The sequence below is a fragment of the Neorhizobium sp. BETTINA12A genome (assembly GCF_023006485.1).
Lineage (GTDB): Bacteria > Pseudomonadota > Alphaproteobacteria > Rhizobiales > Rhizobiaceae > Neorhizobium.
The window spans coordinates 1-15,946 of record NZ_JALBGW010000030.1; the positions used below are offsets into that span (position 1 = coordinate 1).

At 61.6% G+C, this 15,946-nt stretch carries 14 protein-coding genes; 4 read left to right on the plus strand and 10 right to left on the minus strand.

Translation table 11 applies throughout. The features are described from left to right. The coding region (locus tag MOV61_RS10895) for a zinc-binding dehydrogenase (RefSeq protein ID WP_247136591.1) at positions 1-437 on the plus strand (437 nt) is incomplete at its 5' end. A 60-nt stretch (positions 438-497) separates the two neighbouring features. Here the strand turns inward: MOV61_RS10895 and MOV61_RS10900 are convergent. Both MOV61_RS10900 and MOV61_RS10905 read right to left on the minus strand, forming a co-directional pair. Further along, positions 498-1,103 (minus strand): hypothetical protein, encoded by a 606-nt coding sequence (locus tag MOV61_RS10900; protein ID WP_247136592.1) that lies wholly within the window; start codon positions 1,101-1,103, stop codon positions 498-500. Positions 1,104-1,239: 136 nt separating this feature from the next. Beyond that, the gene (locus tag MOV61_RS10905; protein ID WP_247136593.1) at positions 1,240-1,698 is read right to left on the minus strand and encodes a transposase; all 459 of its coding nucleotides are present in this window, start codon (positions 1,696-1,698) and stop codon (positions 1,240-1,242) included. Between the two features lie 250 nt (positions 1,699-1,948). Between MOV61_RS10905 and MOV61_RS10910 the strand changes: the two genes are divergently transcribed. Beyond that, on the plus strand, positions 1,949-2,902 hold the full coding sequence (locus MOV61_RS10910; protein ID WP_247136594.1) for a formylglycine-generating enzyme family protein: 954 nt from the start codon (positions 1,949-1,951) through the stop codon (positions 2,900-2,902). Positions 2,903-2,972: 70 nt separating this feature from the next. On the opposite strand, the gene MOV61_RS10915 is transcribed toward MOV61_RS10910, so the two are convergent. From MOV61_RS10915 to MOV61_RS10940, 6 genes are read right to left on the minus strand one after another with little or no spacing between them, the layout of a single operon-like run. After that, positions 2,973-4,634 (minus strand): glycoside hydrolase family 3 protein, encoded by a 1,662-nt coding sequence (locus tag MOV61_RS10915; protein WP_247136595.1) that lies wholly within the window; start codon positions 4,632-4,634, stop codon positions 2,973-2,975. 12 nt (positions 4,635-4,646) lie between these two features. Further along, positions 4,647-6,407, minus strand: coding sequence for a sulfatase-like hydrolase/transferase (locus MOV61_RS10920; RefSeq protein ID WP_247136596.1), 1,761 nt, complete (start codon positions 6,405-6,407; stop codon positions 4,647-4,649). 3 nt (positions 6,408-6,410) lie between these two features. After that, positions 6,411-7,223, minus strand: coding sequence for an ATP-binding cassette domain-containing protein (locus tag MOV61_RS10925; RefSeq protein ID WP_247136597.1), 813 nt, complete (start codon positions 7,221-7,223; stop codon positions 6,411-6,413). Beyond that, positions 7,220-8,983 carry a dipeptide/oligopeptide/nickel ABC transporter permease/ATP-binding protein gene (locus MOV61_RS10930; RefSeq protein ID WP_247136598.1) on the minus strand — a complete coding sequence of 588 codons (1,764 nt, stop codon included), beginning with the start codon at positions 8,981-8,983 and terminating at the stop codon, positions 7,220-7,222. Before MOV61_RS10930 ends, MOV61_RS10925 begins: the two co-directional genes overlap by 4 nt. After that, positions 8,980-9,921, minus strand: a complete 942-nt coding sequence (locus tag MOV61_RS10935) for an ABC transporter permease (protein ID WP_247136599.1) — start codon at positions 9,919-9,921, stop codon at positions 8,980-8,982. The genes MOV61_RS10930 and MOV61_RS10935 overlap by 4 nt, the downstream gene beginning before the upstream one ends. 12 nt (positions 9,922-9,933) lie before the next feature. After that, positions 9,934-11,442: an ABC transporter substrate-binding protein gene (locus tag MOV61_RS10940; RefSeq protein WP_247136600.1), complete on the minus strand. Its 1,509-nt coding sequence runs from the start codon at positions 11,440-11,442 to the stop codon at positions 9,934-9,936. Positions 11,443-11,613: 171 nt separating this feature from the next. On the opposite strand from MOV61_RS10940, the gene MOV61_RS10945 reads away from it, so the two are divergent. Both MOV61_RS10945 and MOV61_RS10950 read left to right on the plus strand, forming a co-directional pair. Continuing rightward, positions 11,614-12,564, plus strand: a complete 951-nt coding sequence (locus MOV61_RS10945; RefSeq protein WP_247136601.1) for a LysR family transcriptional regulator — start codon at positions 11,614-11,616, stop codon at positions 12,562-12,564. Between the two features lie 131 nt (positions 12,565-12,695). Then, positions 12,696-14,219, plus strand: coding sequence for a sulfatase (locus MOV61_RS10950; protein ID WP_258718861.1), 1,524 nt, complete (start codon positions 12,696-12,698; stop codon positions 14,217-14,219). A 9-nt stretch (positions 14,220-14,228) separates the two neighbouring features. Here MOV61_RS10950 and iolB read toward each other — a convergent pair whose 3' ends face one another. Both iolB and iolE read right to left on the minus strand, forming a co-directional pair. Beyond that, a complete protein-coding gene (iolB, locus tag MOV61_RS10955) occupies positions 14,229-15,038 on the minus strand; it encodes a 5-deoxy-glucuronate isomerase (protein WP_247136602.1) in 810 nt (269 codons plus the stop codon). Then, positions 15,035-15,946: a myo-inosose-2 dehydratase gene (gene iolE, locus MOV61_RS10960; RefSeq protein ID WP_247136603.1), complete on the minus strand. Its 912-nt coding sequence runs from the start codon at positions 15,944-15,946 to the stop codon at positions 15,035-15,037. Before iolE ends, iolB begins: the two co-directional genes overlap by 4 nt.

Genomic DNA, 15,946 nt, shown 5'->3' on the forward strand with positions numbered 1-15,946 from the left:
CCGGCCCTGGCAAGGAAACCGCCGTACTCGAGATCGGCGCCGAGGCCGTGGTGACGCGCGGGGAAGGCGACCTTGCCGAGGCGGTGACCGAAGCTACGGGCGGGGCGCCGATCGACGTGGTCGCGGATCTCGTGGCCGGCCCGATGTTCAACGATCTTCTGAAAATCCTTCGCCCCGAGGGCCGTTACACGACCGCGGGGGCCATTGCAGGCCCGGTCGTCCAGCTCGATCTCAGGACGATGTATCTGAAGCAGCTGGAGCTGCACGGTTCCAGCCAGGGAAGCCGCGCCGATTTTCGCCGCCTCGTCGGCTATATCGAAAGCGGAAAGGTCCGACCGCTCGTCGGCGGCGTTTATCCGTTGTCGAAATTCCACAACGCCCAAACGGACTTCATGGCCAAGAATTTCGTCGGCAAACTGGTCGTGGTTCCCGATTGACGGTAGTTCGGAACCTGTGTTGGAGATGTCCGGTTGGCTGGGTCCGACTTCTCAAGCCGACTATAAGCTGCCGAGCCGCTGAAGCATGTTCGTCAGGCGAGCGTTCTCGGTCCGAAGTTTGTCGGCCAGCAGCTTTTTGAGCCGCCTGTTCTCGGCGTCGAGCGCCGCCAGATCGTCATCCGAAACCACGTCCGGCAGATGGACACTCAATCGCTGAGGATGGTCCTTTTCGGACGGCGTGACAATTTCGATGGTCTGAACGTTTACGTGCGGCTTCTCGGCGCTCGACAACGGTACGTGATCTCTTACTACCGCTACCATTTCGGGGGATGGCTGAGCATCAATTGCCGCCGGCAATTCGATTTGAGGCGGCGGCGATGAACCGGCTTCGCCGTCCAATGAAAGGATTGTTCCTGGATCGTCGGCGCGATGGCCGTTTTCAATGCTCGGCTCCAGTTTCACTCGTTCGGACGTGACCGCGGCATTGGCGGAGGTTCGCGGGCGCTCCTCAATCGGCTGGATGCGATGTGGCAGCGACGTGTCGCTTTCCACCGCCCGGGCCAGTGCCCTCAAATCCGTATCACCCCAGATCGAGTTTGCTGGGGTCTTCGGCTGCCGTCGATTGGTTTTGTACTCGACAACAAAGTTGCGCCGTGTGGTCTTCATCTGTCTCTCAGCGTGGATATGTCGATTGCCGAGTCCTGCGCTATCGAGCGGGTCCCACAAGCCTTTTGTCTTTATCGGCTAGCCAATGAACCTTGTAGTCAAATTGGGCACATGACGCGAGATTCCGGTGTCGGCTTCACTCAAGACCGAGTCGTCTGCGCAGTTCTGCATTCTCGGTGCGCAACTTTTCCGCTAACAGCTTGCGAAGCCGTTGGTTCTCCTCTTCGAGCTGGGTGAACTCGGCAAGATCGTCGGTAACGGGAACAGAAACAGGCGCTTTCCGAACGGCGCCCTCGGACTTTGCGGCCTTCTTCCATTGGTAATATGTTTGGTCCGAAATACCGACGGTCTTGACTGCGTCCTTGAGCGTTACCCCGTTTGCCAGCTGGGCGTCGATCTGTCCCAGCTTTTCAAGCTTGCCTTCGTCGGTATGCCTTTTAGACCTCGTTGGTGAAGCCGCTTTCGATGTGGCGCGAACAGGTTCGACCGAAGCCTTTTTTCGTCGAGAGGCCGCCTTCTTGGCAACGGACGGCGTCGGCGCGGATTCAGCCGTCGCAGACACGGTAGAAAGCTCGATGTTTTCTTCGTTGGCCATGAATGTTCCCTCTCTTTATCGCCGCCTTTGTCAGCCGAGTTGATCAATTAGTCAACAGAGCTCCCTCAAGGAACAATGGCCCGCTGAAAGGACGAAAGCCCGTCTATCATTCGATCGCCCAAATGCTTTTGGCATTCCCGCAATGGAGCGTTTATATGTTTGCCAAAGCGAAGTCGTGGATAGCGGAAGAGCAGAAATCTGGCGGCCTGGAAAATCCGCAAGACGAAATAAGATACATCAGGAAGACGCAATGAGTGGATGCTGTTCAGGATCAAGGCGGGAGACGGAGCAGGCAATATCTGGCGTACCGGCAAACACGGTCTCTGCCGGCATCCGAGGGGAAGCGATTGCCGTCGAGGGGGGCGAGACATTCGTTGGGACCCATGACCCGGTAATCTCCGCCGATGGCGAGGGGCCGGAGCGCAGGATTTCGTTGCAGGATTTTCACCTCGAGGTCGAGACGGTCACCATCCGTCGGTTTGCCCAGTTCGTCGAGGCGACCGGCCATGTGACGGAATCGGAGCGGTTCGGCTCGTCGGCTGTGTTCGCATCGCTGCTCGGTGACCTCAGCCTTGCGACGGGTGGCGTTATCGGAACCCCTTGGTGGACGCGCGTCGACGGCGCCACATGGCGGCAGCCGGAAGGCCGCGGCAGTTCCATCGACGATCGGCTTGACCATCCGGTCACCCACGTCTCCTGGAACGATGCGCTCGCGTTCGCGCGATGGGTCGGCGGCCGTCTGCCGACAGAAGCGGAATGGGAGCATGCGGCGCGTGGCGGCAACCGCCGCCGGCGGTATCCCTGGGGCGAGGAAGAGCCGACCGACGAAGCGATCTTCTGCAATATCTGGCAGGGCCGCTTTCCCGACACCAACACGCTGCAGGACGGATATTTCGGCACCGCGCCGGCGCGCAGCTTCGCCCCGAATGAGGCCGGTTTCTACAATCTCGCCGGCAATGTCTGGGAATGGACCGCCGACCCTTTCAAGGTGCGCTCGCTGTCGAAACAGGCGAAGACGCGAAACGAGCATGCCAAGCGCTTTTCCGACAAGGTGCTGAAGGGCGGTTCGTTCCTCTGCCACAAAAGTTACTGCTATCGGTACCGGATCGCAGCGCGAATGGGCCTTTCCCCGGATAGCGCCTCGAGCAATACGGGCTTCCGGATCGCCTATGACATCGTAGCCGGAAAGAACAATGGCCCTTGATCGCAGGTGGCGCCTCGGTCTGGTCGGTTAGAGGCATGCATGCCTCGTCCAGCATGCATGCCGGATGCCATCAGTATCGCGCGTCAGGCGCTCCGGCAAAAGGATCGACGGGGCTCCTCCGGTTCCACGGCCTCCGCCCCATCAGCGCCTCCACCACAGCGGCCTGCATCGCCTCATGGGTGGAATAGGCATTGATATAGGTCGGCACCCGGGGGGCATCGTAGAGATAATAGGGAAAACCGAAGGAAATCATCACCGTCGGCAGGCTCGTCCAAGGCCGGTTCATGGCGGCCCTGAAATCCCCGTGAAGTGCCCGCCAATCCAGAAAGATGCGCCCGCGCGTCAGAAGCGTCTCTTCGCCGAACAGATAGAGGACGAGGTCGTGCCCGTCCGTATCGAGCGGCGTGCCATAGGGGTTAAGGGTCACCTCGAAGCCCTCGGCGGCCAGCATTTCCGGCAGCTTGAAATCCAGCCTCGCATTCTGCATCGGCTCGACGATCCCGCCGGAAACGACGAGGATGCGGCGATGCTTTTCGGGATCGAGCGGCAGCGTACCGTTCCTGTCCTTCACCAGCGTGGGCGCGCGAGCAAAAGCCTCGTTGGCCAATTCCTGGGACGACGCCTCACTTGCACGGACCGGCATCTCGACGCTGCGATGCAGGCCGAGTGAGGCCTTGAGGGCGAGGACGCGTGTGACGGCATCGTGGAAACGCTCCGCCGGAATGCGCCCCGAATGGGCGGCGTCACGCACGGCAGCGATTTCCGCCTCCGGTTTGGAAGAGAAAAGAACCATGTCGCAGCCGCTCGCGATGATCTCGATCTTCGCGTCATGCGCCGGCATCACGCCCGAAAGGCCTGCCATCTCACTGGCGTCGGAGACGATCAGGCCGTTGAAGCCGAACTCGCCCCGCAGGAGCGCGGTATTGAGCGGCGCAGAGACTGAAGCCGGCAGATAGGCTTCTTCGCCTGCATCGGGATCGCGCTCCAGGACATAAGCCGGCAGCGCGATATGCGCCGACATGACCGACTTGACCCCCTGATCGATGGCGGCCTTGTAGAGCACACCGAAAGTGGCTCGCCATTCTTCCATCGACAGCGGATTGATCGTTGTGACCAGGTGCTGGTCGCGTTCGTCATAGCCTTCGCCCGGCCAATGTTTCACGGTCGCGGCAAGGCCAAGGCGCTGGAAGACGCGCATCTGCGCCAGTGCATGACGTTCGATCAGCGCCGGATCCGAGCCATATCCGCGGGTTGCCACGATCGGGCTGCGAAAGGCCGCGTTGATATCCAGCACCGGTGTGAAGGACCAGTTGATCCCGACGGAACGGGCTTCGCGCGCCATCAGGTCGGAGATCGCCTCGGTCAGTTCGACATCGTCGACGGCGGCCAGGGCCAGCGGGTTGGGAACGGCCGTGCCGAAGGAGAGGCTCATGCGTGAGCCTTCAAGATCGGCGGAAACGAGCAGAGGGACCGTGGCCCCGGCCTGAACCGCTGCCATACGCGCGCGTTCCCTCGTACCATTCGCGCCGAAATAACGGGTGATGCCGCCAGGCTGCAGCTCGCCGAGGCGGACGATCTCCGCCTCGCGGTCGTCACCGCGCGAATTGAGATTAAAAAGCTGGGCTGCGCGGGCGGTGTCGTCCAGGGCCTGGAACGTCCGGGTCACCCAGTCGAGGGCTTCGCGATCGAGGTTGAAGGGCGATTTCGTCAGATGATCCAGTGTCGATGGCATCGATGCCTCCGTTCAAACATGCTCTGTGAGCGCGCGCTCAAGCGCCTCGAGCTTTTCCAGGTCCAGTTCCTGCCAAACCGTTGCTGCCTGCACCAGCGTCTTTGCGGCGAGTGGCGCGGGCAGCGGCTTGGACGCAAGACGAGGAACCTCCGCAATCAAGATGCGGCGCGTCGTTTCGTCGGCCATAAGCTTCGCGATGGGGATGTTCGCCACCCGAGCCCCTTGTGGAAAATCGCTCGCCTTCGCCACGCTGCGCTGGCCGGAAACGACCTGCGCCCATTGTTTTTCGATGAGCAGGTGTTCGCCGCGCACCGGTCCCGTCTCCGGAAGGCCGAGCCGTTTGAACTGATCGGAGGGTGCATCGGAGGCACGCATCAGATCGACGAGCAGCTCGGCCATCCGCAATTCAATTCTATCATCTCTGAGCGGATTTTTCTGCTCGGGATCCGTCTCAAGATCGTAGAGCAGGGTCCCGAAAACCCAGGGTCCGCGGATCGTCCATCCCGGTATGCGCAGGACGAGGGCTCCCTTGGTGAAAGAGAAAGGCGGCGCGAGCTCCGCCTTCGACAGTTCGTCCGGGGAGAAGCGGGCGCGCATGTGGGTCGGCATCAGCGTATATTCATGGAGCGGCGAATTGTCCTCGATGGCGCAGCATCGCATGTAGACGTAACGGCCGTCGGTGACACACACGTGCCCCCCGAAATTCCCGAACAGTCCGGCCTTGCGAACCGGGGCATCGTTTCTGACCGTCTCGAGGAGCGGTTTTCCCTGCATATCGGGCGTCGGCCGGAGGCCGAAGAGGTCGAGGAGCGTCGGCGCAATGTCTATGGTCTGAACGAGTGCGGAGCGCCGTTCGCCGGCAACCCTTGCCCGCGGATCCCAGACGAAGAAAGGCGTGTGGATCGTCTCGTCGTACCACGGCATGACGGATTTACCCCACCAGCCCCTTTCGCCGAGCATATAACCATGGTCCGTGCAGACGATCAGCATCGTATCGTCCCACATGTTCTTCTCGTCCATCATGTCGAGCAGCCGGCCGAGATTGCGGTCGCACATCGAAAGCAGCGCCAAATAGCGATGCCGCGCCTGGAGGACCCGTTCTTCCGCCTCGGTGACGCGATCATAGGGCGGCCAGTCGAAATCCTCGCCGGTATCGGGATAGAGCGCGTGATATTCGGCATAGCTGAAAAACGGCTCGTGCGGATCGAAGGTCTCGAGCTGCAGCATCCAATCGTCCTGGCCGGCATTGGTTTCGATGAATTGCAGCCCGGCATCGAATGTCCGCGTTTGCGGGTGGTCACGCTCGTCCCTGAGATAGGTCCGGTTGATCGGGTCCTGCCGCTTCATCTGGTAGAGGAAGTCGACGAGACGTGTGCGATCCACACCTTCGACAATGCCTTTCCAAAGGTCGCCTTCCTGGCCGCGAAAGAACTCGTGCGAAGAAAAGCGCGTGTGATAGGTTGCGCCCCCATCCTCCCAATAATGCTGATGGTCGGTGACGAGGTGCGTGTAGACACCGGCGTTTCTCAGCAATTCCGGCACGCTGTCGTCGAACGGCTCGATTGGCGACCAGGACCGGTGAAGAAAGTTGTACCTGCCGGTATGCATTTCGCGCCGGGCCGGCATGCAGGGCATGGAACCGGCATAACAGCGGTCGAACGTGGCCGTCTTTTCCGCAAGCCGCCCGAAATTCGGGGCATGGGCCGTCCTGTCGCCATAGGGCGGCAGAAGGCGGCGGTTGAGGCTGTCGAACATCAGGACGATGGCGCGCATGGTTTAAGCCGTTATTGCGAGGGCGCGGAACGCCGCGCGCCGTTCCGCCTGCCTTGCGGGATCGGCGACGGGCGCGGCGAGAAGCAGGCGCTTGGTGTAGTCGTGAGCGGGGCGCGCCGTCACCTGATCGCATTCTCCGAATTCGACAATCTCGCCGAAGCGCATGACCGCAACACGATGCGAGATGTGACGCACCGCAGCCAGATCGTGGGAAACGAAAAGATAGGCGACGCCCGTCCGCTCCTGGATCTCGATGAACAGGTCCATGACCCGCGACTGAGTGGAAAGATCGAGTGCCGAGACCGGTTCATCGCAGACGATGAGGCGCGGGGACAGCGCCAGCGCACGGGCAATGGCAATCCGCTGGCGCTGGCCGCCGGAAAACTCGCGGGCAAACCGGTCCGCCGCGTCGCTTGGCAGGGCGACCTGATCGAGCAGCTTGCGGACCTGTCGGGAGGCATCGGCACGCGAGGCGAGCCGGCGCGCAACAATCGGTTCCGTCAGGATGTCCTCGATCGTCATCGACGGGTTGAGCGAACTGTAGGGATCCTGGAAGACCGCCTGGATGGCGGCCTGGCCTTTGCGGGCGCGGGGCGGAACTCCGGCGATATTCTCGCCGTCGAACACTATCTCGCCGGAGCTGACCGGGCCGATGCCGAGAATGGCGCGTCCGAGCGTCGTCTTGCCCGATCCGCTCTCGCCCACCAGCCCTACGGTTTCACCGGGGCGGATGGTGAGATTGACGTGCTTCAGGACATGGTGGGCGCCGAAATGGACGTTGACGTCGCGGCAATCGACAAGGATCTGATCGTTCATGTGCGCATCTCCTCCGTCATCGGTAGTCGATATGTGCGCGTCCTGCCATCTTCGAGAACGGATCCGAGAAGCATGCGGGTGTAGTCGTGCGCCGGCGCGGCAAAGAGGTCTGCCACGGTATTGATTTCCACGATCCTGCCGTCCTTCATGACGGCCACCCGGTCGCAGCTATCCGCCACGACACCGAAATTGTGGGTCACCAGCATGACCGCCATGTTGAACTCCTTTTGCAGGTCGCGCAGAAGGTCGAGCACTTCCGCCTGCACGGTTACGTCAAGCGCGGTGGTCGGTTCGTCGGCGATCAGAAGGTCGGGACTGCAGGCGACCGCACCGGCAATGAGGACGCGCTGGGCCATGCCCCCCGAAATCTCGTGTGGATAGGCGCGAAACACCCGTTCGGGGTCCGGCAGCTTCACGCGGGCAAGCAGTTTCAGCGCCCGCTGTGTCGCTTCCGCCCTAGAAATCCCGAGCACTGTCATCATCGGCTCGACGAGCTGGAATCCGATCCGGAACGCCGGATCGAGATTGGCCATCGGCTCCTGGGGGACATAGGCGATGCGCTTGCCGCGAAGGGCACGCAGCTCATCTTCGGAAGACTTTCCCAGTTCGATACCGTCGAACTGGATGGAGCCGGAAAGCACACGACCCCCGGGCGACAAAAGTCCGAGGATGGAAAACGCCGTCTGGCTCTTGCCTGATCCGCTTTCGCCGACAAGCCCCAGAACTTCGCCGCGCCTGAGGCTGAGGCTCACGCCCTTGACGACTTCGCGCCAGCCGTCGTTCGCGGGATAGGCAACGACCAGATCGCGCACGTCGAGGAGCACGTCGGATGCGGTTTGCGGCAGCGGTTCGCTCACCGCCAGGGGAAGGACTTTCGGCGCCCTGACCTGAACGCCGCCCTGCTGCATGCGATCGCGAATGGCGTTCGCAAGCAGCACCAGCGAAGCGACCGTCGCCGTGATTGCCAGCCCCGGCCAGAGGATCGCCTGCGGCGAGACATAGATGTTGGAGAAGGCGTCCTGCAGCATGCCGCCCCAGGTCGGCGTGCTTGGGTCGCCCAGCCCGAGGAATTCGAGACCGGACTGGACGACGATGGCAATGCCCGCGACGATGGAGGTCTGGATGACCACCGGCGCCCGCACCGAAAGCAGGATGTGCTTCGTGATGATCCTGAGATCGCTGAGACCTGAGACGCGCGCGGCATCGATATAGAGCTCGTGCTTGACGCCATTGACGAGGTTGCGCGTAAGCCGGAAGAAGCCGGGCGACAGCATCACTCCGAAAACCGCCATCGACAGGTAGATCGAGGCCCCGAGCGCCTGATAGAAGGCGAGCAAGACGATCAGCGCCGGCAGTGCCATGATGCCGTCGGAGATCCAGCGGGCGACCAGATCGAGCTTCCTGCCGTAAAAGCCGGCGAAGAGCCCCGCCGTCACCCCGATGGATGCGGCGATGACGACCGTGATCAGCGCACCGAGGAATGTGTTGCGGCCGCCATGAAGGAGACGGCTCCATATGTCACGTCCCGAACCGTCGCCGCCGAGGAGATAACCGTCGCCGGCGACGGCATTGACCTTGAATATCTGGACGGCGGACGGATCGTTGGGGGCAAGCAGAGGCGCGAAGATCGCCGATGCGATGACGATCAGAAGCGCCAGCGCAGCGACAAGGCCTGTCGGATTGGTGAGCACCGAACGGACGAAATGACGGCGCTGCGAAGCGGCGGGGATTGGCGGCTGGGCGGTGTTGATGTCGCTCATGACATCCTCACCTTCGGATTTGCCCATGCGTTGAGGAAGTCGACCAGTATGTTCACCAGGACGACCACGATGATGAGGGTCACGACCACTCCCATGAGCACGGGAACGTCGCCGATCAGCGCAGCCGAGACCGTCAACGAACCCATGCCGGGAATGGCGAACACGCGCTCGATGACGGCGGCACCACCGAGAAGGGCGATGAACTGAACCGAAAGGACCGTCAGCGCCGCCGGCATCGCATTGCGCAGCGCATGGCGGTAGAGCACCGAACGGGGGCTGACGCCGCGGGCGCGGAGTGTGCGCACGTAATCCTGCTTGAGCGCATCGATGACCGCGCCCCGGATCTGCTGGGAGGCCGAGGCTATCCCCGAAAGCACCAGCGCCGTTACGGGAAGCACCAGGGAAGCCGCCCACGCGGACGGCGAGGCACTGAACGAAACATAACCCGTCGCCGGCAGCCAGCCGAACTTGACCGAGAAGGTGAGGACCAGCAGCAGGCCGAGCCAGAAATTCGGCATGGCGAAACCTGCGACGCTGACGATCTGGATTGCGCGGTCCGCCCAGCCGCCCCGGACAGCCGCGGCGATGCCGAGCATAGCCGAAAGGAGCGCCATCAGCGCCACGGCGATGGTCACCATTGACAGGGTGACGGGCAGCCGGCTCGCAAGTGCCGACGCCACGCTCTCGCTCATCGTCCATGACGGGCCGAGGTCGCCGCGAACGACATGGCTCACCCAATCCCCGAATTGGACCATCAGCGGTCGGTCGAGCCCCAGCCGGCTGTTCAGCGCCTTCAGCTGGTCGACCGTCGCGTTCTCACCGAGGATGTTGCGGGCGACGTTGCCCGTGGCGCCGAAAACCATCATGAAGGTTACGGTCGAGACCAGGCAAAGCAGCGCGATGCCGGAAGCCACCCGTCTCAGAAGATAACGTACCATCGGCGTCCGAGCTCACTTTGCGGGCGCATAATTGCGCGGCCAAGGCACGATGTTCTGCGCCTGCATCTGGACCTTCACCTCAGCGTTGGAAATGTAGATGCTGTCGATGCGGAACCACGGCGCAAAGAAGGCATTCTCGACCATATATCGATTGGCAGCCTGCATCGCGGCATTCTGCTCCTTGCCTGGAGGCGTATACTGGGCTGTCTTCAGGAGAGCCTCCAGTTTTTCGTCCTTTGCCTTGGAGGTGTTCCAGGGGGAGTTTGCGAAGGCGAATTTGTTGAAGTCGGCCCAAGGCGACTGGCTCCCCAGACGAAAAAGGAACATCGGGTATTTGCCCGACAGCAACTCGGCGATCGTGACGTTCGGCGGAACTTTCACCCAGCTGACGGTGACGCCGATATCCTTGAGCTGCTGGGTGATGATCGGCGTATAGGCAGCAAGCGTGCCGATATCCGGCATCGTGACGCTGAAGCCGTTGGGATAACCCGCTTCGGCAAGCAGGGCACGGGCCGCCTTCGGGTCGTAGTGATAGGTCCCGTCGAGCGATGGATCAAATGCCTCGCTCGGCGGGACGAAAGGTTGATCCGTGACTTCGCCATAACCCCTGGCGACGAACTTCAGGATCGCTTTTTCATCGAATGCCATATTGAGCGCGCGCCGGACGCGGACGTCGGACAGCGCCTTTACCATTTTGCCGTCGCGGTCGGAGAGAAACAGACCCAGCCAGTCCACGGGCAATCTGGAGACGGTCAGTTTGCTCGCCTCGGCCTCGGTGACGACCTGTCCTTCGCCCGCGGCGGCATCCACCTGACCGGATTTCAGCGCATTCATCCGCGCGCTGAGATCGTTGATCGGCGTGATCGTCATGGTTTCGAACGGAAAGGCGCCGGCATTCCAATAATCCGGATTGCGCTTGTAGACGTATTGCCGCCCGGTCACCGAGCGCGCCGTGTCGTAGATGTAAGGCCCGGAGCCGATCGGGAGCATCTTGGAATCAGCCTTGCCGAGCGTCGCGGGGCTCGCCATCGCGCCGCCCACGGTCGCCAGGTTGAAGAGCATGCCCGGATCTGGTTCCTTGAGGTGCAGCTTCAGCTCTGCCGGGCCTACGATCTCGACATTCTGGACGGCGCCAGCCATCCAGGTGTTCTGCCCGACGCCATCGCGCAGATATTCGAGGTTTGCCTTCACCGCCTCGGCGTTGAAAGGCGTTCCGTCGGTGAATTTGACGCCTTCGCGCAGCTTGAGCGTCAGCTCCGTACCATCGCCGTTAAAGTGCCATTCCGTGGCCAGGTTTGGCATCGTCTTGCCGTCCGGTGCGGTATAGAGCAGCGTGTCGAAGACCGGCATCCAGTACTGGGCGCGATGGCCGATGGAAAGGCCGGCACGGTCGAAGGTGTCGTTATCCAGAATGCCAGCGAGCGCAAGCGTCTCGGGGTTGTTCCCGACTTCTGCTTTGGCGACTGGCGGCACGGATAAAAAAACCGCCGTCAAGGCGGACAAAATCAATCGGTTTCGCATGCTCTCCTCCCCGAGAGCCTGACTTGCCCGCTCCCCGGCCAGACAGGCTGCATGTAGCGAATAAGATCCTGCCAAATACGCATTCTTGGCATTCCGAATGCCATAGCAGTTGAGGCAATGCAGGAAAAATGCAATTAACGGCGTGACCGATAAACGAAGCTTATCACTGCCATGCTGGACCAGATCACCCACCTCTTCCGTCTCCAGGCGATCGTGGAGGAAGGCAGTCTCCGTCGTGCCGCCGAACGGCTGAACCTCACGCAGCCCGCCTTGTCTCGATCTCTCGCCCAATTGGAGGCCCATTTCGGGCGGCCGCTTCTGGAGCGGCATGCACGTGGTGTGCGTCCGACGCTGTTCGGCGAGAAGGTCTTGTCAGAATCACTGCGGATGATGCGCCACTGGGAAGTGGCCGAGCAGGAACTTATGTCCGACAGGGCGATAGGCAAGGCCTATCTGCGGATCGGCGCCGGGCCGATGTGGCGCCCCGCAATCCTGCCGGAGCTGCTCGTCGACATGCAGCGACGGTTCCCCAAGATCGTCTTCGAGCTCAGGAACAGCCGTTATGCGACCTCGATCACCGATCTCCTGGAGGGGCGCCTCGATATGCTGTTCACGGGAATGACGGTCGATGATCCGCAAGACTTCCGCCTCGTTGCGCTTCCGCTGACGAAGGTGATCAACAATGTCATGGCGCGCGAGGATCATCCGATCTTCGCCGCCCGTGATGCGGCAGGAGCGGTTCCGCCGGAGCGCCTGCTCGATTATCCCTGGCTCGTTCATTCCGAGCTTCCGATCTATCAGGCCACCACCCAGCACGGTCTTTTCGAGCGGCTGGGGCGGGAGCCCGATATCCGGTTGAGCTGCGAGAGCCTGCATTCGACATTGTCCATCCTTCAGCGGAGCGATTGCCTCTGCCTGCTGCCCGATGCGGCCGTGCTTGCGACGTCCTGCCCGCGCATCGTTCCGGTGCCGGTCAACCTCAATTACAGGCATACGCGGACGGGGGTGATCTATCGCGAAGAACTCGGTGACTGGGCTCCGGTGCGCCAGCTGATCGCACTCTGCAGGGAGCTCTTTCATCTCGAGAAGTCACCGGAGACCGGGCGAAGCGGTCAGCAGTGATCAGTTTTTCGCATCGCTTGCTTCTGAAATTGCATTATTTGCGCATGACCTGACGCTGTATCCTTGACCAAGGCGGACGGGCTCGATGGTTGCGATCATACGTATTCCTGCCGCGTGCGAGGGAGGAATACTTGCGACCGAATATCCTTTTCATCATGTCGGATGACCATGCCGCGCGGGCAATCTCGGCCTATGGCGCAGGTCTCAACCACACCCCAAATATCGATCGGCTGGCGAAGGAGGGTGTGAGACATGACGCGACCTATGTCACGAACTCGATCTGCACGCCGTCGCGGGCCGCGATCCTGACCGGCACGCATAACCACGTCAATGGCGTCACGACGCTCGTGACGCACATGAACAATCGCATCCCCAACGTGGCCAAACTTTTGAAAGCGGCAGGATACCGTACCGGCATCTTCGGCAAATGGCATCTCGGCGAAGGGCCTCTCCACGAGCCGAAGGGGTTCGATGACTGGGCCGTCGTTCCAGGGCAGGGTGATTATTGGGACCCGGCCTTCATCGATCGTGATGGCCGGCGCCGAATTCCCGGCTATGTCACCGATATCATCACCGACAAATCGATCGATTTCATCGAACAAGGCGACGGCCGCCCGTTCTTTCTGATGTGCCACCACAAGGCGCCCCATCGTAATTTCGTGCCCGACCACAAACACAATCATCTCTGGGCGGAAGAGGATCTTCCGCTGCCGTCGACGTTCAACGACGATTATTCCGGCCGTGCGGCAGCGGCCGCCGCCGCCCGCATGCGCGTTCGTTCCGATCTCAACTGGGAGGATCTCGGGCTCGTGCAGCCGGAGGGGCCTGCCACCATCACGGGAGAACTGATGCTGGATCAGATCCCGATTCGCCGCGTGCCGGAACTTAAAAGTGGCGAAAGCATCACTGTGGTATGCGCTTCGACCGGCCGGAATTACACCTTCACCGATCCACAGGCTTTCGCAGAATTCAAATATCAACGCTACATGAAGCGCTACCTCCGGACGGTTCAATCGATCGACGACAATGTCGGCCGCCTGCTCGACTACCTCGACGAAAAAGGCCTGACCGAGAACACGCTGGTGATCTACACCTCCGACCAGGGCTTCTTCCTTGGTGAGCACGGCTGGTTCGACAAGCGTTTCATGTATGAGGAAAGTCTGCAGATGCCGTTTTTGGCGCGTTATCCGGCGGCGATTCCGGGTGGCACGACCAGTCGTGATCTCGCCTGCAACGTCGATTTTGCGCCCACCTTCCTGGACTATGCAAGGGTGCGGACGCCTTCCTTCATGCAAGGGCGGTCGATGCGACCTGTGCTGGAGGGGCGGACCCCGAGCGACTGGCAGCAATTGGTGTACCATCGCTATTGGATGCACAACGATGCCATCCACGGCGCCTGGGCGCATTACGGGGTGCGCGACGCCCGCTACAAGCTCATCTACTGGTACAATGACGATCTGGGACAGCCAGGCGCCAGACCGAATGGCGCCCCCCCGGAATGGGAATTATTCGATTGCGTGGAAGATCCGCACGAATTGAGAAACGTCGCGGACGATCCGGCCTATGCGGGAATTTTCCGCGAGATGCTCGACAAGCTCGACACCTATATGGCCGAGATCGGCGACATCGCCGAGCATCCCAGAGAACTGATTTAGGCAACCGGCTTAGGGATTGTCCCTTCTGAAGATCCAGTCATGGTCCGGGTGGTTCTTGAACCGCCATTTGCGGATCGGGCCGGCCATGACGTTCAGATAATACATCTCGTAGCCATAAGGCGCGCCGCAGGGATGATGGCCTTTTGGCACCAGCACGAGATCGTGGTCCGAAACGGCCATGGTCTCGTCAAGCGAGCCGTCTTCGGTAAAGACCCGCTGGAAGCCGAACCCCTGCGCCGGGTTCAGCCGGTGGTAATAGGTCTCTTCCAGATAGGTCATATCGGGGAAATTATCCTCGTCATGCCGGTGGGGCGGATAGGACGACCAGTTGCCGGCCGGGGTGAACACCTCGGTGACCAGAAGGCTGTCGGCGACGTCCCTTTCCTCCATGGCGATCGGGAAGATGTAGCGGGTATTGGCGTCCTTGCCGCGGGTATTGAGGGAAAGCCCTTCCGGCCCGATCACTGCCGCTTCGCGTCCGGGCTTGGCCGGCGCGGTGCAGACAGCGAGCGTGCATTCGGTGGTCGCTTTGGCGCTCCAGTCGGAACCAGCGGGCACATAGACGCAGTGGGGTGGCTTGCGCTCGAAGACATTCATCCGGTCGCCGAGCTCGCCGAAAGCCTTGCCGCCTCCGGAGATATCCGCCTTGCCCTCGACCAGCACGAGGATGACTTCCGTCTCGCCGGTCTTTTCGGCAGCGCTTTCGCCCGGCTTGAGGCGGTAGAGGCCAAAGCCGACATAACCCCAGCCGGCATCCTTCGGCGTGACGTCATGCACCTTGCCGGATGCGTCTTTCGGCTTGCGCAGCAGGTTCGTCATGCGTCGCCCCTCCCCTTGTCGAGGCCGGCTGCCTGCGCCATCACCTTCAGCGACGAGAGGCCCATGCTCTGGTATTCGAAGGGATTGCGCACGTCCGGGTCCTGCTCGGCCTCGATCACCAGCCAGCCTTCATAACCATGGTCGGCGGCGACCTTCAGCACCGGGGGGAAACTCACGCCGCCTTCCTTGTCGCCCGGGACGGTGAAGACGCCACGGCGCACGCCTTCGAGAAAAGAAAGGCCTTCGTTCCGCACCTGCGCGGCGACGTCTGGGCGGACGTTCTTGGCATGGATATGGCCGACGCGGGCCATGTGATTGCTTGCGGCGCGCTCCGGGTTACCGCCGCCGAACAGGCAATGGCCGGTATCGAGCAGGAGTTTTGCATGCGGGCCGGTATTTGCCATCAGCCTGTCGATCTCGGCTTCGCTCTCGATGATCGTGCCCATGTGGTGGTGATAGACGAGGCTGATGCCCTGCTCGGCCGCAAACTCCGCCAGCGCCTCGACGCCGGCGCCGAAGGATTTCCACTCGCTGTCGGGGAGTTTCGGACGGTCGTTGACGGCCTTGCCGTCGTCGCCGTGGATGGCATTCGACGTCTCGCAGACGATGATGACTTTCGAACCCATCGCCTTGAGGAGATCGAGCGCCGGCTGCATCGCTCGTTTCTCGTCCTCGACGGAGTTGACGAGCAGGTTCAGGGAGTGCCAGCCGGAAACATAGCGCAGCCCGCGCGGCTCCAGCACGGCCTTGAGCGCCGCCGGCTCCTGCGGAAACTTGTGGCCCTTCTCGATGCCGTCAAAACCGATCTTGGCGGTCTCGTCGAGGCACTGGTCGAGGCTGATATGGGCGCCAAGCGAACGGTCGTCGTCGTTCGACCAGGCGATGGGATTGGTACCGTAGAGGATCAT

What these genes read in the sequence shown, in the direction of transcription:
- MOV61_RS10900 (WP_247136592.1), bottom strand. Translation starts at nt 1,103, where the DNA reads ATGAAGACCACACGGCGCAACTTTGTTGTCGAGTACAAAACCAATCGA.
- MOV61_RS10905 (WP_247136593.1), bottom strand. Translation starts at nt 1,698, where the DNA reads ATGGCCAACGAAGAAAACATCGAGCTTTCTACCGTGTCTGCGACGGCT.
- MOV61_RS10910 (WP_247136594.1), top strand. Translation starts at nt 1,949, where the DNA reads ATGAGTGGATGCTGTTCAGGATCAAGGCGGGAGACGGAGCAGGCAATA.
- MOV61_RS10915 (WP_247136595.1), bottom strand. Translation starts at nt 4,634, where the DNA reads ATGCCATCGACACTGGATCATCTGACGAAATCGCCCTTCAACCTCGAT.
- MOV61_RS10920 (WP_247136596.1), bottom strand. Translation starts at nt 6,407, where the DNA reads ATGCGCGCCATCGTCCTGATGTTCGACAGCCTCAACCGCCGCCTTCTG.
- MOV61_RS10925 (WP_247136597.1), bottom strand. Translation starts at nt 7,223, where the DNA reads ATGAACGATCAGATCCTTGTCGATTGCCGCGACGTCAACGTCCATTTC.
- MOV61_RS10930 (WP_247136598.1), bottom strand. Translation starts at nt 8,983, where the DNA reads ATGAGCGACATCAACACCGCCCAGCCGCCAATCCCCGCCGCTTCGCAG.
- MOV61_RS10935 (WP_247136599.1), bottom strand. Translation starts at nt 9,921, where the DNA reads ATGGTACGTTATCTTCTGAGACGGGTGGCTTCCGGCATCGCGCTGCTT.
- MOV61_RS10940 (WP_247136600.1), bottom strand. Translation starts at nt 11,442, where the DNA reads ATGCGAAACCGATTGATTTTGTCCGCCTTGACGGCGGTTTTTTTATCC.
- MOV61_RS10945 (WP_247136601.1), top strand. Translation starts at nt 11,614, where the DNA reads ATGCTGGACCAGATCACCCACCTCTTCCGTCTCCAGGCGATCGTGGAG.
- iolB (WP_247136602.1), bottom strand. Translation starts at nt 15,038, where the DNA reads ATGACGAACCTGCTGCGCAAGCCGAAAGACGCATCCGGCAAGGTGCAT.
- iolE (WP_247136603.1), bottom strand. Translation starts at nt 15,946, where the DNA reads ATGATCCTCTACGGTACCAATCCCATCGCCTGGTCGAACGACGACGAC.